The organism is Streptomyces antibioticus, from assembly GCF_002019855.1.
GTDB classification, from domain to species: domain Bacteria; phylum Actinomycetota; class Actinomycetes; order Streptomycetales; family Streptomycetaceae; genus Streptomyces; species Streptomyces antibioticus_B.
On record NZ_CM007717.1, the window covers coordinates 1,582,657 to 1,600,568 of the forward strand.

General features: G+C 73.1%; 14 protein-coding genes. 5 read left to right on the top strand and 9 right to left on the bottom strand.

The window, feature by feature from the left end:
• Positions 1 to 386 precede the first annotated feature (386 nt).
• The 6 genes from AFM16_RS07015 to AFM16_RS07040 all read right to left on the bottom strand — a co-directional run bounded on the left by AFM16_RS07015 (position 387) and on the right by AFM16_RS07040 (position 8,353).
• Positions 387 to 1,088, bottom strand: a complete 702-nt coding sequence (locus AFM16_RS07015; RefSeq protein WP_030798343.1) for an HdeD family acid-resistance protein — start codon at positions 1,086 to 1,088, stop codon at positions 387 to 389.
• Between the two features lie 151 nt (positions 1,089 to 1,239).
• Positions 1,240 to 1,437, bottom strand: coding sequence for a DUF8691 family protein (locus tag AFM16_RS07020; protein ID WP_030798341.1), 198 nt, complete (start codon positions 1,435 to 1,437; stop codon positions 1,240 to 1,242).
• 177 nt (positions 1,438 to 1,614) lie between these two features.
• Entirely contained in the window at positions 1,615 to 2,133 is a 519-nt protein-coding gene (locus tag AFM16_RS07025) for a hypothetical protein (protein WP_030798340.1), read from the bottom strand.
• A gap of 36 nt (positions 2,134 to 2,169) precedes the next feature.
• Positions 2,170 to 3,861, bottom strand: coding sequence for an MFS transporter (locus tag AFM16_RS07030; RefSeq protein ID WP_078632801.1), 1,692 nt, complete (start codon positions 3,859 to 3,861; stop codon positions 2,170 to 2,172).
• A gap of 180 nt (positions 3,862 to 4,041) precedes the next feature.
• Positions 4,042 to 6,810, bottom strand: coding sequence for a winged helix-turn-helix domain-containing protein (locus AFM16_RS07035; RefSeq protein WP_078632802.1), 2,769 nt, complete (start codon positions 6,808 to 6,810; stop codon positions 4,042 to 4,044).
• A gap of 547 nt (positions 6,811 to 7,357) precedes the next feature.
• On the bottom strand, positions 7,358 to 8,353 hold the full coding sequence (locus AFM16_RS07040; protein ID WP_245177658.1) for an NAD-dependent epimerase/dehydratase family protein: 996 nt from the start codon (positions 8,351 to 8,353) through the stop codon (positions 7,358 to 7,360).
• Positions 8,354 to 8,521: 168 nt separating this feature from the next.
• On the opposite strand from AFM16_RS07040, the gene AFM16_RS07045 reads away from it, so the two are divergent.
• A complete protein-coding gene (locus AFM16_RS07045) occupies positions 8,522 to 9,331 on the top strand; it encodes a PhzF family phenazine biosynthesis protein (protein ID WP_078632803.1) in 810 nt (269 codons plus the stop codon).
• A 27-nt stretch (positions 9,332 to 9,358) separates the two neighbouring features.
• On the opposite strand, the gene AFM16_RS07050 is transcribed toward AFM16_RS07045, so the two are convergent.
• Positions 9,359 to 10,159 (bottom strand): CPBP family intramembrane glutamic endopeptidase, encoded by an 801-nt coding sequence (locus AFM16_RS07050; protein ID WP_078632804.1) that lies wholly within the window; start codon positions 10,157 to 10,159, stop codon positions 9,359 to 9,361.
• Between the two features lie 149 nt (positions 10,160 to 10,308).
• Positions 10,309 to 11,826, bottom strand: a complete 1,518-nt coding sequence (locus AFM16_RS07055) for a glutamate-cysteine ligase family protein (RefSeq protein WP_030798330.1) — start codon at positions 11,824 to 11,826, stop codon at positions 10,309 to 10,311.
• A gap of 563 nt (positions 11,827 to 12,389) precedes the next feature.
• Between AFM16_RS07055 and AFM16_RS07060 the strand changes: the two genes are divergently transcribed.
• The 4 genes from AFM16_RS07060 to AFM16_RS07075 all read left to right on the top strand — a co-directional run bounded on the left by AFM16_RS07060 (position 12,390) and on the right by AFM16_RS07075 (position 14,761).
• Positions 12,390 to 12,983, top strand: a complete 594-nt coding sequence (locus tag AFM16_RS07060; RefSeq protein WP_078632805.1) for a hypothetical protein — start codon at positions 12,390 to 12,392, stop codon at positions 12,981 to 12,983.
• Between the two features lie 363 nt (positions 12,984 to 13,346).
• Positions 13,347 to 13,538 (top strand): DUF5999 family protein, encoded by a 192-nt coding sequence (locus tag AFM16_RS07065; RefSeq protein ID WP_030798326.1) that lies wholly within the window; start codon positions 13,347 to 13,349, stop codon positions 13,536 to 13,538.
• A 336-nt stretch (positions 13,539 to 13,874) separates the two neighbouring features.
• Positions 13,875 to 14,270 (top strand): TOBE domain-containing protein, encoded by a 396-nt coding sequence (locus AFM16_RS07070; RefSeq protein ID WP_030798323.1) that lies wholly within the window; start codon positions 13,875 to 13,877, stop codon positions 14,268 to 14,270.
• 71 nt (positions 14,271 to 14,341) lie between these two features.
• Positions 14,342 to 14,761, top strand: a complete 420-nt coding sequence (locus AFM16_RS07075) for a TOBE domain-containing protein (protein ID WP_030798320.1) — start codon at positions 14,342 to 14,344, stop codon at positions 14,759 to 14,761.
• A 90-nt stretch (positions 14,762 to 14,851) separates the two neighbouring features.
• Here AFM16_RS07075 and gcvP read toward each other — a convergent pair whose 3' ends face one another.
• Positions 14,852 to 17,737, bottom strand: a complete 2,886-nt coding sequence (gene gcvP / locus AFM16_RS07080) for an aminomethyl-transferring glycine dehydrogenase (protein WP_078632806.1) — start codon at positions 17,735 to 17,737, stop codon at positions 14,852 to 14,854.
• Positions 17,738 to 17,912 lie beyond the last annotated feature (175 nt).

Below are 17,912 nucleotides of genomic sequence, written 5' to 3' on the forward strand. Positions count from 1 at the left end.
GCATCCCCGGATCTTCGGGCCAACCACACGCGCCGGCCCCGCTGAACCAACAGAACCCGCCCGGCGTCCCCCAAGACCTACCGGGGCTGCCGGACCAACCAATGCAACGGTTCCGCCCCACGCGCGGCCCCACCGGGCCAACGGAACCCACGAGGGCCCGCCGTATACGCCCGTCCTGCCAAACCCTCGGACCAACCGCACACACCGAACCTGCCGAACCAACGGAACCAGCTCGGCGTGACGCATGCGCCAGCACCCCGGGATCCCCAGACCAACCGCACGCCCCAGTCCTGCCGAACCAACAGGCCCGCCAGACCTGCCGAACACGCCGGCCCCGGGCCACCCCAGCCCGCCGCACACCCCCGTCGTCCCAGCCGCCCCCCGGACTACCCGTCGCCCCCACCCGAAACCCCCGCCCGCCGCAGCGCCGACCGCCATGCGAGGGCGACCGCTACCTCGACCAGGCCGATCAGGACGAGCCAGAGGCCGAGGAGGCGGGTGAGGGCGCGGGCCGATTCCGTGGGGAGGGCCAGGACGACGATGCCGGCGACGATGGCGAGCAGCGCCGCGCCGAGCACCCAGCCGCGGTGCGGCAGATCCTTGGCACCGAGCGCCGTGAACAGGGTGAGCATGCCGGACACCAGCCACACCACCCCGACGATCAACGAGAGGGCCGCGATCGTCTGCAACGGGTTCCGCAGGCACAGCACACCGGCCAGCACGTACAGCACGGCGAGCAGCAGCCCGGGCAGCCGTTCCCCATGGTCCTCGCGGCCGAACGCCGACACGAACCGGAACGCCCCGGCCACCAGCAGATACAGACCGATGAGCACCGCCAGGACATGCAGCGTCTCGTCCGGCCACACCAGGACCAGGATGCCCGGCACCAGCGTGGCGACGGCCGAGCCGAGGATCCACGTCCAGGACCGGCCGAGCACGGTGAGAGCGGCGGTCGGATCACTGCCGTACGGCTGGGCGGGACGACGTCCGGCGACGGGGGCCGACCCGTAGGGATCCGGCTCCACCTCCGCCCCGCCGGGTTCGAACTCCGGTCCGCTGTGCGGTGCCGGACCACGCGACTCGGTCATGGCTCCTCCTCGCACGCTCCGGCGGACCGCGATCGGACCGCCGACGGGGCGGTGTGTGGTGACCCCACACCGGAAAGCGTGCCGCCCGTCCCCGGCCCCCGGGTCACCCCCCACGGGTGATACCGCCACCGGGAAGAGGGACGCCCCGCCGTCACTCCGGAAGCTGGCGCATCTCCAGCACCCGCAGCCCCAGGGACTGGCAGCGGGCCAGCAGTCCGAACAGATGCGCCTCGTCGACGACCTGCCCGAACAGCACCGTCTGACCGGACATCACGACATGGTCCAGCTCCGGAAAGGCACTCTTCAGCGCCTCCGTCAGATGTCCGTCGACGCGGATCTCATAGCGCATGAGCTGCTCTCCCCGGGTGGGCCTGGGACAGGCGGGCTGCGCCCTCACTCCGGCGATCCTCTACCACTCCTGCGATCCTCCGCCCGGACAAGCCCCCCCGGCCTCACCCCGTGCAGGTGATAAGCCCCGAGCGCCGGCACCGGCCCTGCCAACCCCCGCCCGACCCCACGACCTGCGTCAATGCTTCAAGAACAGCTTGAACGACAGGATCACCAGCCCGAGCACCAGGTTCACCACGCCGCTGACCGCCACCATCCCCCACCCGGCCCCGGCCCGCCGCGCCGCGGCCGCGGACCAGCCCACCTGTCCCGCGACCGCCACCGACAGCGCGAACCACAGGGCACCCTCCACGTCGAGGCCGAGCAGCGGGCTGACGGCCACGGCGGCGGCGGGCGGGAAGGCCGCCTGGACGATCGGCCACTCGTCGCGGCACACGTGCAGCAGCATCCGCCGGTCCGGCGTCCGCCGCGTCAGCCGCGCACCGAACACCTGGGCGTGCACATGCGCGAGCCAGAACACCACACCGGTCAGCACCAGCAGGATCACCAGTTCCGCCCGGGGAAACGAGCCCAGGGTGCCCGCGCCGACGATCACGGACGTGGCGAGCATGGAGCCGTAGACACCACCGGTGTAGTCGGCACGGGCCCGGTGCTCCTCACCGTGGCCGGCGCCCGCGTCGCGCTCGGTCCGGGACATGGCGGCCTCCTTGGACGGGGTCAGCCGAAGACGAAATCAGCCGGTCGGACCGGACAGACCGGACGCATCGGACCCGCCGGACTCATCAGATGCGCCGGACCCGCCGGACTCATCGGACGCGCCGGACCCACCGACCCCTTCAGACGACTTGGAACGCACCCCCGCCCGACCCGGCAACCCCGGCGTCACCAGCAACGCGGCGAGCGTGACACCCCCCGCCGCCAGTACGGCCGCCTTCAAGCCGTCGAGCTGCGCCGCCGCGTACGAGTCCACCAGCGCGTCGACCTCGCCCGGCGGCAGCCCGGCCCGCTCGGCACCGGTGCGCACCTGGTCGGTGGAGACGAAGCTGACCCCGGACTCCAGGGCCACCCCGGTCTCCTGCCGGGCCTGCTCGGACAGCCGTGGATCGTCCTCGATCTCGGTGGTGAAGGCATGGGCGAGCGCCCCGACGAGCAGTGACCCGATGAGCGCGGTGCCGAGCGCCGACCCCAGGTTCTGGGCGGTGAACTGAAGGCCGCCGACCTCGCTGCGCTCCGCCTCGCCGACGCTGGACTGCACGATGTTGCCGAGCTGCGAGGCGAGCAGCCCCATGCCGATGCCGAGGAGCGCCATGGCGCCGGCGAACTGACCGTCGTCGATGACGGGGTCGATGGTCGCCAGCAGCCACACGACCGAGGCGGCCAGCAGGAGCAGCCCCAGCCGGACCACCCGCCGGGGCCCGACCGCCCGTCCGAGCGGCGCGGCGGCCAGCGAGGTCACGAGCATGGTCGCGGACACCGGCAGCAGCCGCAGCCCCGTCTCGAAGGCGTCGAACCCCTGGACCACCTGGAGATACAGCGGGATGGCGAAGAACAGTCCCAGCAGGATGAGGTTCTGGGCGAGCAGGGTCAGCAGCCCGGAACGCAGGGCCGGGACGCGCAGCAGCCCCAGGTGGAAGAGGGGATCCTCCCGGCGGTCCTCCCGGCGCCGCTCCCAGTGCGGAAAGGCGGCCAGGACGACCGCTCCGGCGGCGATGACGAACAGGGTCGGCGCGAAGCCCAGCACGGTGAAGGGCGGGTTGCGGGGCTGCGCCCACCCCCACGTTCCACTCTGGAGCACACCGAGCACGCACAGGCCCAGCCCGGCGGCCGACAGCAGGGCGCCGACGCCGTCCAGCTTGGGGCGCGGGCCGGTCCGGGGAGCTTCGGTGACGACCCGGTGGCAGAGCAGCATGACCAGGACGACCACGACCTCGCCCGCGAACACCAGCCGCCAGGTGAGGTACGTCGTCACCCAGCCGCCGAGCAGCGGTCCGACGGCGATGCCCGCACCGGCGAGGCCGCCGATGACGCCGTAGGCGACGGCCCGGTCGCGGCCCTGGTAGGACTCGGCGACGAGGGCCGCCATGGCCGGCAGCACCAGCGCGGCGCCGAGCCCCTCGATCACCGACCAGCCCAGCGCGAGCACCCAGAGGGTGGGTGCCACGGCGGTCAGGGCGGATCCGATGCCGTAGACGACGAGACCGACCAGGAACAGCCGGCGCCGCCCGAAGATGTCCCCGAGCCGGCCGCCCACGATCATGAAGGCGGCCATGACCAGCGCGTACAGCGTGATGACCGCCTGGATGGCCGTGACCTCGGTGTCGAAGTCCTCGACCAACTGGCTGATCGAGACGTTCATGACCGAGGTGTCCAGGACCATCAGGAACTGGGCCGTGCCCAGGACGGCCAGGGCCCGCCAGCGTGCCATCGTCCACCTCGTCCGCTCGGGGCCGGGTGCGCCGGCCGGGACCGGCCGACCGGCGGCCGGCCCCCGCGACCGGCCGCCACCCCCGATCCCATCCGAGGAACCCCCGACGCGCCTCACCCGCCACGGGCGAGACCCGCTCGGCGCCAGGTCGACGCGGGGACGGCGCGAGGACGACGCGGGTCAGATCAGTCCCAGCTCCCGCGCCCGGCGTACGGCGTCGTTGCGGCGGTTCACCGACAGCTTTCGGTAGGCGCTCTTGAGGTGCGTCTTGACCGTGTTCACGGAGACGTACAGGTCGGCGGCGATCTCCTCGGTCGACATCATCCGGGACAGCCGCAGCACCACATCGCGTTCACGGCCGCTCAGCTCCTCCACGACCGGCGGCGGCCGGTCCTCGGGCGGGACGGAGGCGGGGGTGGAACCGGAAGCCGCGCTGGGACTCGTACCGTGCGCGGAACCAGGGGTGAGCCAGTCCTCGGCCAGTGCGCGCAGGGGCGCGGTGGTGAGGAAGGGCCGGATCCAGGGCCCGGCCTCCAGGAACGGCCGGCGCAGCAGATCGCGGCGCGCGTCGTGCAGGGCCTGCGCGACCAGCCGGCGCGCGGCGGCCGGATCGCCCGTGTCGTCGGCGGCCTGCGCGCGCACCAGGGTGGCGCGGACCGTGACGGCGGGCCCGGTACGGCCGTCGGGGCGGAGCAGGTCGAGCAGTTCCCGTGCCGCGTCGGGGCGTCCGGCGGCGAGCCGGGCCCGGGCGGCGGCCACGACGGCGGGCCCACGGTCGTCGGGCAGCCGTTCCTCCAGCAGTTCCACGGCGGCCTCGGCCCGCCCGGCGGCGAGGTGCGCGGCGGCGGCCACGAGCGCGGTCTGCGTACGGACCCAGGGCGATTCGGTGACGGCGGCGACGGCGGGCTCGGTCGCCGCGAGGGCGGCGCGGGTGTCACCGCGTGCCAGGTGGAGGCGGGCGGTGGCGAGCGCACGACCGGCCTCCAGGACCGGATCGCACAGCGCGGCGTGCGGGGCGTCGGCGACGGTGAGCAGCGCGTGGGCCCGCCGCAGTTCGTTCCGGTCTACGGCGACGGCGGCGAGGACCAGGCGGGCGACGCCGGAACCGGCGGGCTGGGGCAGCCCGAAGCGCTCGGTCTCGGTCATCGCGGCCCGTGCGGTGCGCTCGGCCCGGCCGGGCCATCCGTTCAGTTGTTCTATGAGTGCCAGTCGGCCGAGGGCGTCCTCGCGCAGCAGGGCCGTGGCGGCGCCGCCCGCACAGTCGGCCACCTCGGTCAGGGCGGCCCGTGCCTCGTCGAAACGGCCGGCCCACAGCAGGGCGGAGCCCAGGTGGGCCTGGAGGAGGGCGGTGACCTCGGGGTGTTCGTCCAGGAGCCGGGCCGGGACGCGTTCGCGCAGCCGTACGGCGGCCTCGGCGGCCTCCTCGGCCGGTCCCGCGGCACCGGTCAGCCGGGCGGCCAGGGCCTTGAGCAGGGCACAGCTCAGTTCGGCGGCGGCCGTGTCCGGCGGGTCCGCCGCCCGGCGCAGCTCCGTGAGGGCCTGTTCGGCACGGTGCAGATGGGCGAGGCCGTGGTCGGGGTCGCGGCGGGCGAGGTCACGGGCGGCGCGCACCAGGTCCGGCGCGGGGCCGTGCGCCTCGGGCGCCATGCCCGCGAACAGCTCGACCAGGTCGTCCGAGTGCAGTCCCGTGAAGAGCCGGCCGATGGCGAGGTCGTCCACCAGGGCGCCCGCGGTGAACTCCCAGTCGCCCGCGGCGGCGCCGTGCCCGAGCGTCTCGGTCAGGGATCCGGAGCGCCGCAGCCAGCGTGCGGCCCGGCCGTGCAGTTCGGGCTCCAGGCCGGGTTCACGCATCCGCAGATGGGCCCGGAGGATCTCGCCGAACAGCGGATGCAGCCGGTAGCTGTCGTGCCCGAGGTGTTCGACGAACGCGTTGTCGCGGTGCAGTCCGGCCAGCAGCGGTCCGGCGTCGGACCGGCCGGTCAGGGCGTTGGCCAGCTCGGGGCCGAACCGCTCCAGGACGCTGACCCGCAGCAGCAGGTCCTGGATCTCGGGGCTCTGCCGTTTGAGGACCTCGGCCAGCAGGAAATCGGCGACGGTGGACCGGTCGGCCTCGAACTCCTTGAGGTACCGCTCCGGATCCGGGTCCTCCTGCGCGGCGAGCGCGCACAGCCGCAGTCCCGCGGCCCAGCCCCGGGTGCGCTCCACCAGCGCCCGCGCTGCGCTCACCGGGAGCGTCAGGCCGTGCAGCGCGAGGAGGGCGGCCGCCTCCTCCGGGGTGAAGGCCAGCTCCGCGCCCCGGATCTCGGTGAGATCGCCGGCGGCGCGGTAGCGGTGCAGCGGGAGCAGGGGTTCGGTGCGGGTGACGAGGACCAGGCGCAGGCCCGCCCCCGCGTGGTGCAGGACGAACTCCAGTTGCTCCGCGATCTCCGGGTCGGTCACCCGGTCGTACTCGTCGAGCACGAGGATCACCGGCTGCTCGCGGGTGCTCAGCTCGGCGGCGAGCCGGGCCAGCAGGGTCTGGGGCACATGGCTCGCGTCCGCCGGGCTGCCGCCGCCCGGGGGCAGGGTGACGCCCGCTGGGCGCAGCGCCTCGATCAGATAGGCCCAGAACACGCCGGGCCCCAGGTCCGCCGCGTCGGTGGTGAACCACGCGAGGGGGCCCTCCACGCCGGCCGCCCAGTCGGCGAGCAGCAGGGTCTTGCCCGCGCCTGCGGCGCCGTTGACCATCGTCAACGGGGTGCCGAGGGCCTGGTCCAGGTGGGTGACGAGCCGGTCGCGCCGGAGGAAAGTCGCGGGGCGCGCGGGTATCGCGAACCGGGTCCGCAGATAGGGATCCCCGCGCGGATCCGCCTCCGCCGCGCGCGGATCGTCCGACGCGCGCGGATCGTCCGACGCGCGCGGGTCCGCCGACGCCGTCGGCTCCGGATCGTCCTCGTCCGGCCCAGCCATCCGTTCACCGCCCTGGTCGACCGCGAGGTCATGAGCTGGCGCTCGCCACCTTCAGCATCCCAGCGATCCGCCCGAGGCGCCCCACGAGAGCGACCCGGTCCCCGGCGCAGTACCGGCCGACTCCCACAGATCGTCGGCGAGATGCCGGTGGTCCGGCGCGACCCAGGGCGAACCGCCGCCCAGCGGTCCCACCGGTGGGCGAGCCGGCCACCCGGCACCGCGCGAGCCGCGAGTGCGGGCCCGGGCCGGACGACGTGCCGGCCACCGTCCACAAGTCCTCGGCGAGGTACCAGCGGTCACGCGCGACCAGGGCGAACCGCTGCGAGCCCGCTACCCCGGCCTCCCGCAACCATCCCGATACCACGCCGCGACCCGCCACCCGCGACCCGCCACCCGCGACCCGCGACCCGCGACCCGCGAGAGCGGACCCGACCCGAGCGAGGTGCCGGCCCACCTCCACAAGTGCGGCCAGCCCGCCCAGGGCGAACCCCCGCCCACACCCGAACAAACCAGCAGGAACAAACCAGCGGGAAACAGACGACCCAGCTCACCCGCCCGCAGACGAGCCCGCTCCCCCGGCTTCCCTCAACCACCCCCGATACCAAGCAGCCACCCCCGCGAGCCGCGACAGCGGACCCGGCCCCGGCGACGTACCGGCCAGCTTCCACAGGTCGTCGGCCAGGTACCAGTGGTCCTCCGCCGCCAGGGCGAACTGCCGTTCCGAGACCCGACCCGGCGTCGTCCGCAGCCGCTCCAGGCAGTCGGCGAGGGGCCAGTCCGCGTCCGGGCGGGGCGGCAGCACGCCCACCGCGGCCAGTTCGGCCAGCAGGGCGCCGATCCGCACCGGCTCCGGATGCCCGGCGTGATAGGTGCCGGGCGGTACGACGGACGGCCCCACGGCGATCGCGGCGATGAGCCGGCCGAGGTCACCGGCGTCCACCACGGTCTGCGAGGCCCGGCCGCCGTCCCACTCGGCCGGCACCCGGTCCACGAGTTCCCGCAGCCCGGGGACGACCCAGCGGTCCCCGGCGCCGAGCACCATCCCCGGCCGCAGCACCACCGCGCCCGCCCGGCGCGCGTACGCCTCCCCCGCGAGCCGGGTCCGGCTCACGGCGGAGACCGGCTCGGCCTCGATCTCGTCGACGGCGATGCCCCGGTGCGGCCCGGCCCCGTAGACGGCGGCCGTGGACAGATGGACCACCCGGGCCGCCCCGGCACGCTCGGCCTCCGCCGTCAGCGCCCGGGTGCCGCCCACGTTGACGGCCTCGCACCGCTCCTCGTCCCCGCCGATGTACGACGCGAGGTGGACGACCGCCGCCGCGTCCTCACAGAGCCCGCGCACCGACGCGGGGTCGGTGAGATCGCCGCGCACCCACTCCACGGTGCCGGGCGGCAGCACATCAGGAACGGTGCGCACCAGCGCCCGCAGCCGTGGCGCGGGACGGTCGCCGTCGGTTCCTTGCAGTTCCGCCAGCGCGCGCAGCGCGTGCGACCCGATGAACCCGGTCGCCCCCGTCACCACCACCGTGCCGTTCCCCGCCACCCCGTCCTCCCCTCACCACACATCCGGAAGCCATGAACTGCCGTTAAATATAGGACAGTTGACCACCGATGATCACCTGCACCGGCCGATCGCCCCGCGGAGCGGCCAGTCCAGGACTCCCGGATTGGCCTTGGCCGCGGGCGTCCGCCACCGCCTACCGTCACGGCCATGCGGATTCGAATCGTCGACGCCTTCACCGACCGCCCCTTCGCCGGCAACCCGGCCGGGGTCCTGCTCCTCGACGCCTTCCCCGGCGACGACCGGCTCCAGAACATCGCCCTGGAGGTCAACCACGCCGAGACGGCGTTCGCCCACCCGCTCCCGGCGGGCGGCGAGGCGGACTGGGCGCTGCGCTGGTTCACCCCGGCCGCCGAGGTCGACCTGTGCGGCCACGCGACCCTCGCCACGGCCCACGTCCTGCACTCGACGGGCGTCCACGCGGGCCCCGTACGCTTCGCCACCCGCAGCGGCGTCCTGGTGGCCACGCCCGCCGAGGACGGCTCCATCACCCTGGACTTCCCGACCGCTCCGCTCACCCCGGTCGCCCTGCCGGACGGCGTCACCGAGGCCCTGGGCACCGAGCCGCTCTCCGCCTACGACACCGGCCCGCACGTCGGTGACCTGCTGGTGGAGCTGCCCGACGAGAAGTCCGTGCACGCCCTGCGCCCCGACCACCGGGCCCTGGGCGCCCACTCCCGCCGGGGCGTCATCGCCACCGCCCGCGCCGAGAACCCCGCGCTGGGCTACGACTTCGTCTCCCGCTGCTTCTTCCCGAACGTCGGCATCGACGAGGACCCGGTCACCGGCAGCGCCCACACCGCGCTGGCCCCCTTCTGGGCCGAACGCCTCGGCCGTACGACGCTCACCGGCCTCCAGGCCTCACCGCGCGCCGGCCGCGTCCGCACGGAGCTGCGCGGCGAACGCACCCTGCTCGGCGGCCGCGCGGTCACCGTCATCGAGGGCGAACTGCTGGTCTGACGCAACGGACGTCCGGCGGAAGGAGGTCTACGGCGTGGGCAGCCACGACACCTTCCCGGCCAGCAGGGCGTACCCGACGAACGCCCCGATGTCGAGCAGCGAGTGCGCCACCACCAGCGGCCCCACCCGGCCCCAACGCCGGTACAGGAACACGAAGACGACGCCCATCACCATGTTGCCGATGAACCCGCCGATGCCCTGGTAGAGGTGGTACGAGCCCCGCAGGACCGAGCTGGCCATCAGCGCGTTCCCGGGGCTCCAGCCCAACTGCCGCAGCCTGCGCAGCAGATAGCCGACGACGATGACCTCCTCCAAAATCGCGTTCTGGAGGGCGGACATGATCAGCACCGGGAACTTCCACCACACGTCGGGCAGCGCCTCGGGCACCACGGTGAGGTTGAAACCGAGCCCCCGGGCCAGCAGGTAGAAGGCAATGCCGGTACTGCCGATCACGGCGGCCACCCCGGCGCCCCGCCCGAGGTCGAACCAGGGGCGGGTGCGGTCGAAGCCGAGCGTGCGCAGCCCCTGGCCCTCGCGCATCAGGAAGTGCGCGACGAGGGCGACCGGGACGAGCGCCGAGGCGATCCCGAAGAGCTGCCAGGCCAGATCGAGCCAGGGGCGGCCCGGCGCGGCGGACGCGTTGAGGGTCGCCGCCTGGTCCTTCAGACCGCCCGGTTTCGTCACGGATCCGACAAAGCTGATCAGCGCGGCCACACCGCTCGCACCGAGCGAGAGCCCCAGGACGAGCAGTGTCTCGTCCCGCAGGATCCGCCGCGGGGGCCGCCCCTGGGGATAGGGCTCGCTCAGCGACCCCGCCTCCACCTGCACACCTGCCTCCAGTACGCCACCGTCATCGGACGTCACAGCTTGCCCGATGATCCTGGCGCGGGCGGCACCGGCCCCCTCGGCCTGCCGCGGTACCGGTGGCCGTCACCCCACCGGGACCGACCCGCTCACCCCACCTGCACCGCCGCCCCTCACCCCGCCGGCACCGGCTCCGGCAGCCCCACCGGCCAGGTGTGCACCGGCTCGCCCAGGCGCATCAGCTCCGCGTACCGGCGTGTCGTCGCCGCCAGGGCCTCGTCGCGCGCGAGTCCCGCCTCCACCGCCTTGTGGAAGGTCGCCACCTGCCAGGACGCGCCGTTGACCCGCCGCCGGCAGCGCTCCTCGATGACGCCGAGATAGAAGTCCCGGTCGGCCGCCTCCACCCCCCACGCGTTCAGCCCGGCTTCCGCGAGCGGCAGCAGCTCCTCGCGGACCAGGCTCACCGCGTCGACCTCGGTGACCCCGCCGAGCCGGCCGCGCCGGGGCCACTGGAGGCGGGCGTCGATGCCGTACCGGCAGGCCGCGTCGAAGTTGGCCTCGGCCGTCTCGAACGGCAGCCGGGTCCACACCGGCCGGGACTCCTCGGCGAGCGCGCGCACGACGCCGTAGAAGAAGGCGGCGTTGGCGAGGACGTCGGTGACGGTCGGTCCGGCGGGCAGCACCCGGTTCTCGACGCGCAGGTGCGGGACGCCGTCGGCGATGCCGTAGACGGGCCGGTTCCAGCGGTACACGGTGCCGTTGTGCAGGACGAGTTCGGCGAGCGAGGGGATCCCGCCGGCGTCCAGCACCTCCAGCGGGTCCTCGTCGTCGCAGATCGGCAGCAGGGCGGGGAAGTAGCGCAGGTTCTCCTCGAACAGCTCGTAGGCCGAACCGATCCAGCGCTCCCCGAACCAGGTGCGCGGCCGGACGCCCTGCGCCTGGAGTTCCGGCGGGCGGGTGTCGGTGGCCTGCGTGAAGAGCGGCGGCCTCGACTCGCGCCACAGCTCACGGCCGAACAGGAAAGGCGAGTTGGCGCCGACGGCGATCTGCGCGGCGGTGACGGCCTGGGCCGCGTTCCAGACGTCGGCGAAGCGCGCCGGGGTGACCTGGAGGTGCAACTGCACGGAGGTGCAGGCCGCTTCCGGCACGATCGACTTCGACGTACAGGAGAGCGTCTCCACGCCCTCGATCCGCAGCGCGAAGTCCTCGCCGCGGGCGGCCACGATCTGATCGTTGAGCAGGGTGTACCGGTCGACCTCGGAAAGGTTGGACGACACCAGGTCGTCCCGGTCGAGGGTCGGCAGAATACCGATCATCACGATTCCCGCGTCGACTTCACCGGCCTTTCGATGGGCATATGCCAGTGACGTACGGAGTTCCTCCGCGAGCTGATCGAATACCCGCCCGCCCAATCGATGGGGGGCTATGTTCACTTCCAGGTTGAACATGGCGAGTTCTGTTTGGAAATCGCGGCTCGCGATCCGCTCCAGCACCTGCCCATTCAGCATTTTCGGCAGTCCGTCCGCGCCCGCGAGATTCAACTCGATCTCCAGCCCCATGAGGTTCTTGGGCCGGTCGAAGCGCTTCTGGGCCAGAAGCCGCTCCAGCCCCGTCAGGCAGCGCCGGAGCTTGTCGCGGTACTGCTGCCGATCGGACAGATCGAACGCGCCCGCCACGACCTTCTCCCCCATCGAAGCGTCCCTCCTCGCATGGGCGGGCCGCCACCGCGGCCGCCGGTCTCCGGGTCAGGTGGGATGATGCCCAGCCGGACCGATCGATAACGTCTCCTGACGGGCGTGTGACCCGCTACGCTGACCGGAAACGTGCCCGAGGTGACCGGTGGCACATTCACCGGGCATGCGGCAGAGCGCCCTTTCCCATTGAGAACTCGTGAAAAACACCGACGACAATGGGCCGACCGCTCCGCGCACATATCCCGAGGTCATCGCCGTGTGACCGCTTTGAATCGGGATTTTTTACGCGTTTCCGCGACCGAATGAACCCTTGCCGAGTGACCTGGGATCGGGTAGACGAAACACAGTCTGAACACGTGTCGTATAAACTCCGCAAACAAGGCAGAGAAGGTTGGGCATCCACAGTCGAAGGAGCCTGTCGTCCCGGTGGCGGCAGGCCGCTCGCGCACCCCGAGAACCCCAGACTCCGGCCCCCGCCTCTCTGACCACCCGAGAGCTAGCCGACAGCGCCGTCCGCCCCCGCCCTCGCGCCACCGCCTGTGAATGAGAGGCGACCCACCATGCCGCTGCATGTCCCTCCGGCACCCGCGCCCGCCCTCCGCTCCGTCCTCACCGCCCTCGGTTCCCCCACCGCGGTCCGTGAGGCCAGGACACCGTCCCTGCGCACCGCGCAGGGCGAGGCAACGCCCGAACAGCCGCTCCCCCTGCACGTCCTGGACCGGATCACCCCGGAGGGCGTCTCCGCGACCCGGCTGGTCGGCTGGCGGTTCCTGATCCGCTGCGGTGACCGGTCGGTCGCCGCCGCCGACACCCGGCTCACCCCGGACGGCTGGGCGTTCTCGCACTTCTTCGAGGGCCCCTACATCGCCTCCACCGAACGCGCCCTGCGCCAGGCCGAGTCGGCGGACCGGCCGTACCAGGCACGGCTGCTGTCGGTGCCCGGCCTCTACATGCTCACCCTCTGGCTGCACGGCGACACCGAGGGGGACGGCTCCACCGGCCACCCGGCCGCCACCGACCTGCTGGTGCCGCTGGCCCCGGCACCGCCCGGCATCGCCGCCCACCGCCCGCACCGGGTCGCGGAACTGCTCCCGGTACTGACCCTGCGCGTGCCGCCGGCGGCCCCGCCCCCGCTGCTCGGCTCACCGGCCTGACCCGCGCCCGACCCGCACCTGACCGGACCGCACCCGTACCCCGCCACCACGGCCCCGGTGGCGGGGTACGGTGCCGTGCACGGCGTTCCTCCCCGCGTCCCCGGGCGGACTAGCCCTATCCGGCCACGCGAAACCACCCGAAGAGACAGTGCAGTTGAGATGAACCGCCCGCGTGGGTGATGCGTCATCAACCTGTGAGAAGCGGTGCCACGAAATCCCTGCGGATCGGCGCCCGTGGGGCAACACTGGTTCCGACCACTATCACAACGGGGGGCGGCCATGAAGGACGTGACCGACGCTTCACGCCGCGGGTCAGAAACGACAGTCAACTCACCTCACACGCCAGAGCGGAAGAACCCAGCCATGTGCCAGCACCAGCCACCGTGCCCGACCGCAAGCTCCGCAGACCGGGAGTCCGCCCGACTCGTGGCGCACCACCCGGAACAGGGCTGGAGCCTGCTGTGCAACGGCGTCCTGCTCTTCGAGGACACCGGCGAACTGCTGCCCGACGGCCAGGTCATCGCCCCGCACCGCCCGGCGGTCACCGCGGCCTGAGACACCTCGGCTTCGCGAACGGCCCACCGGCCAGGGCCCGTTCAGCGCCACCCGGACGGCGTGGGACCGCCGCCCGGGGACCAGCGTCGTCGGCCTCCTGCCCGACGGCCGACTCGCCGGCAGGACGGGCAACACCGCATTCCTCCTCATGAGTTCGGCGCACTTCGCCACCGACACCCGCCGACTGCGCGGGGCCTTGCGCAGGGCGTGCCCGCCGCCCCCGCCGAGCACCTCGGTGAGCGCGGCCCGCCCGGTCGTCCGTCTCGCGCCCGACGCGCCCGGCCCGTACCGGCCCCGGCTCCGTCTCCGGGCGCCCGCGGCCCTATCGTGACCGGCATGCAGTCCTACACAATCGGCCAGGCGGCGCGGCTGCTCGGCGTGAGCCCCGACACCGCGCGCCGCTGGGCCGACGCCGGCCGGGTGACGACCCACCGCGACGACTCCGGCCGACGCCTCATCGACGGCGCCGACCTCGCCGCGTTCTCCGTGGAGCTCGCCCGGTCGGACGCCCCGGACGACGAACCCTCGTACACCTCGGTGCGCAACGCCTTCCCCGGCATCGTCACCGCGATCAAGCTCGGCGACGTCGCCGCCCAGGTGGAGATCCAGGCCGGCCCGCACCGCCTGGTCTCCCTGCTGACCCGGGAGGCGGTCGAGGAACTGGGCCTGGAGGTCGGCATGGAGGCCACCGCCCGCGTGAAGTCGACGAACGTCCATATCGACCGCGTCTGAACCACGCCCGGCCGCGACGCACACCGCCGCATCCCGGGGACGCGCCGTCCCCGCGCCTACGGTGGGTGCCCATGACCCTGAGCATCCGCAACCAGCTCCCCGGCACCGTCACCACCGTCACCGCCGGCGAGGTGATGGCCGTCGTCGGGATCCGTCTCACCGGCGGTCAGGACCTCACCGCCGCGATCACCCTGGAGGCCGTGACCGACCTCGGTCTCACGGCCGGATCCGCCGTCCGGGCCCTGGTGAAGTCGACCGAGGTCGCCCTCGCCACCGGCCCGGTCGAGGGTCTGTCGATCCGCAACCGGATCCCCGGCACGGTCACCGAGATCGCCACCGGCGGCGCGATGGCCTCGGTCAAGGTGCACATCGACGGCGGCTCGCTGACCTCCGCCGTCACCCGGGAGGCGGTGACCGACCTGGCCCTCGCCACCGGCTCCCCGGTCGTCGCCCTGATCAAGTCGACCGAGGTGTCCCTGGCCACGGCATGACCCGCCCGGCCCCGAACACACCGAGGGCCCCCGCCCTGCCCGGACGGGAGCCCTCGGTCACCGCTTCAACGGCCTGAGCCGCTTCGGCCGTCAGTCGTCGTACGCGTCCAGCGGCGGGCACGAGCAGACCAGGTTGCGGTCACCGAACGCCTGGTCGATCCGGCGCACCGGCGGCCAGTACTTGTCGGCGACGGACACCCCGGCCGGGAACACGGCCTCCTCGCGCGAGTACGCGTGCGCCCACTCCCCGCCGAGCGCGCCCGCGGTGTGCGGGGCGTTCGCCAGCGGGTTGTCCTCGGCCGGCCACTCGCCCGCGCCGACCTTCTCGATCTCCGCGCGAATGGCGATCATCGCGTCGCAGAACCGGTCCAGCTCGCCTAGGTCCTCGGACTCGGTCGGCTCGATCATCAGCGTGCCGGCCACCGGGAAGGACATCGTCGGCGCGTGGAAGCCGTAGTCGATGAGCCGCTTGGCCACGTCGTCGACGGTCACCCCGGTCGCCTTGGTCAGCGGCCGCAGGTCGATGATGCACTCGTGCGCCACGAGCCCGCCCGGGCCGGTGTACAGCACCGGGTAGTGCGGTTCGAGCCGCTTGGCGATGTAGTTCGCGCCGAGGACCGCGACCTGCGTGGCCCGCTTCAGCCCCTCGCCGCCCATCAGCCGCACGTACGACCACGAGATCGGCAGGATCCCCGCCGAGCCCCAGGGCGCGGCCGAGATCGGCCCCACGCCCGTCGCGGGCCCGGCCGCGGGCTGCATCGGGTGGTTCGGCAGATACGGCGCCAGGTGCGAGCGCACGGCCACCGGACCGACGCCGGGACCACCGCCGCCGTGCGGGATGCAGAACGTCTTGTGCAGGTTGAGGTGCGAGACGTCCCCGCCGAAGTGGCCGGGCTTGGCGAGCCCGACGAGCGCGTTGAGGTTGGCGCCGTCGACGTACACCTGCCCGCCCGCCTCGTGCACCTGCGCGCAGATGTCGGCGACATGCTCCTCGAACACGCCGTGCGTCGACGGGTACGTGATCATCAGCACCGCCAGCTCGTCGCGGTGCTTCTCGATCTTCGCGCGCAGGTCCTCGACGTCGATCTCGCCGTCCTCGGCGGTCTTCACGACGACGACCTTCATCCCGGCCATCACCGCGCTCGCGGCGTTGGTGCCGTGCGCGGAGGAGGGGATCAGACAGACCGTGCGCCCCTCGTCCCCGTTGGCCCGGTGGTAGCCGCGGACCGCCAGCAGACCGGCCAGCTCACCCTGCGACCCGGCGTTCGGCTGGAGGGACACCTTGTCGTACCCGGTGACCTCCGCGAGCCGCTCCTCCAGCTCCTGGATGAGCGTGAGGTAGCCCCGCGCCTGCTCGGCCGGCGCGAAGGGGTGGAGCTGCCCGAACTCCGGCCAGGTCACCGGCTCCATCTCGGTGGTGGCGTTGAGCTTCATGGTGCAGGACCCCAGCGGGATCATGCCCCGGTCCAGCGCGTAGTCGCGGTCGGCGAGCCGGCGCAGATAGCGCAGCATCGCCGTCTCGGAACGGTGGTCGTGGAAGACCGGGTGCGTCAGGATCTCGTCGGACCGCAGCAGCCCGGCGGGCAGCGTCTCCTCGGTGACGGCGTCCAGCGCCTCGATGTCCCCCTCGACCCCGAAGGCCGCCCACACCGCGGCCACCTGCGCCCGCGCGGTGGTCTCGTCGCAGGCGATCGACACCTGGTCGGCGTCGACGAGGTGCAGGTTCACACCGCCCGCGCGCGCCGCGGCCACGACCTCGGCGGCCTTGCCGGGCACCCGCACGGTCAGCGTGTCGAAGTACGACCCGTGCACGACCTCCACCCCGCCGGCGGTCAGCCCGGCGGCGAGGATCGAGGCGTAGCGGTGCGTGCGCCAGGCGATCGACCGGAGGCCCTCGGGCCCGTGGTAGACCGCGTACATGCCGGCCATCACGGCCAGCAGCACCTGCGCGGTGCAGATGTTGCTGGTGGCCTTCTCCCGGCGGATGTGCTGCTCACGCGTCTGGAGCGCGAGCCGGTAGGCGCGGTTGCCGTCGGCGTCCACGGAGACACCCACGAGCCGCCCGGGCAGGCTGCGCGCGAACTTCTCGTGCACGGCCATGTAGCCGGCGTGCGGACCGCCGAAGCCCATCGGCACACCGAACCGCTGCGTCGTACCGATCGCGATGTCCGCCCCCAGCTCGCCCGGGGACTTCAGCAGCGTCAGCGCGAGCAGATCGGCGGCGACCGTCACCAGCGCCCCCAGCTCGTGCGCCTGCTCGATGACGGCCGTGATGTCGCGTACGACACCGGAGGCGCCCGGGTACTGGACCAGCACGCCGTTGATCTCCCGCGCCGCGAGGTCGGCCGGGATGCCGTCACCGAGGTCGGCGACGACGATCTCCACGCCGGTCGGCTCGGCCCGGGTCTGGATCACGGCGATGGTCTGCGGCAGCACGTCCGCGTCGATGAGGAAGAGGCCCTTCTTGTTCTTCCCCATGCGCCGCGACAGCGCCATCGCCTCGGCGGCGGCGGTGCCCTCGTCCAGCAGCGAGGCACCCGAGGTGGGCAGGCCGGTGAGGTCGGCGACCATGGTCTGGAAGTTCAGCAGCGCCTCCAGCCGGCCCTGCGAGATCTCCGGCTGGTACGGGGTGTAGGCCGTGTACCAGGCCGGGTTCTCCATGACGTTCCGCAGGATCACCGGGGGCGTGAAGGTGCCGTAGTACCCGAGTCCGATCATGGAGTCGAGCACCTGGTTGCGGTCGGCCAGCGACCGCAGCTCGGCCAGCACCTCGGCCTCGGTGCGCGCGTCCGGCAGGTCCAGCGCGTCGGCGTTCTTGATCACATCCGGGACCGCGGCGGCGGTCAGCTCGTCGAGCGAGCCGTACCCGACGTGCGCGAGCATCTTGGCCCGCGCCTCCTGGTCGGGGCCGATGTGGCGCTGCTCGAAGGGGATACCCCGCTCGAGCTCGGAGAGCGGAATGCGGTAGGCGGTCATTACGGGGGCCTCCTGGTCGACACGACCTTCGAGGGGCACCACGGCGCGGGTACCCGAACGGCCTCCCCCTCTGTCATCTCAACCTGAGAGCTTCACCGGCCGCCCACGAAGGGGCACCCGGCTTTCACCGTCGGTGAGAGCGGAAGCCGTCGACACCCGCCCTGCTTTCCAGAGT

Bases quoted from the DNA above. Each gene is read 5' to 3' on its own strand.
- AFM16_RS07075 (WP_030798320.1), top strand. From the start codon at position 14,342: ATGACCCTGAGCATCCGCAACCAGCTCCCCGGCACCGTCACCACCGTC.
- AFM16_RS07035 (WP_078632802.1), bottom strand. From the start codon at position 6,810: ATGGCTGGGCCGGACGAGGACGATCCGGAGCCGACGGCGTCGGCGGAC.
- gcvP (WP_078632806.1), bottom strand. From the start codon at position 17,737: ATGACCGCCTACCGCATTCCGCTCTCCGAGCTCGAGCGGGGTATCCCC.
- AFM16_RS07020 (WP_030798341.1), bottom strand. From the start codon at position 1,437: ATGCGCTATGAGATCCGCGTCGACGGACATCTGACGGAGGCGCTGAAG.
- AFM16_RS07015 (WP_030798343.1), bottom strand. From the start codon at position 1,088: ATGACCGAGTCGCGTGGTCCGGCACCGCACAGCGGACCGGAGTTCGAA.
- AFM16_RS07055 (WP_030798330.1), bottom strand. From the start codon at position 11,826: ATGGGGGAGAAGGTCGTGGCGGGCGCGTTCGATCTGTCCGATCGGCAG.
- AFM16_RS07070 (WP_030798323.1), top strand. From the start codon at position 13,875: ATGCAGTCCTACACAATCGGCCAGGCGGCGCGGCTGCTCGGCGTGAGC.
- AFM16_RS07060 (WP_078632805.1), top strand. From the start codon at position 12,390: ATGCCGCTGCATGTCCCTCCGGCACCCGCGCCCGCCCTCCGCTCCGTC.
- AFM16_RS07065 (WP_030798326.1), top strand. From the start codon at position 13,347: ATGTGCCAGCACCAGCCACCGTGCCCGACCGCAAGCTCCGCAGACCGG.
- AFM16_RS07030 (WP_078632801.1), bottom strand. From the start codon at position 3,861: ATGGCACGCTGGCGGGCCCTGGCCGTCCTGGGCACGGCCCAGTTCCTG.
- AFM16_RS07045 (WP_078632803.1), top strand. From the start codon at position 8,522: ATGCGGATTCGAATCGTCGACGCCTTCACCGACCGCCCCTTCGCCGGC.
- AFM16_RS07025 (WP_030798340.1), bottom strand. From the start codon at position 2,133: ATGTCCCGGACCGAGCGCGACGCGGGCGCCGGCCACGGTGAGGAGCAC.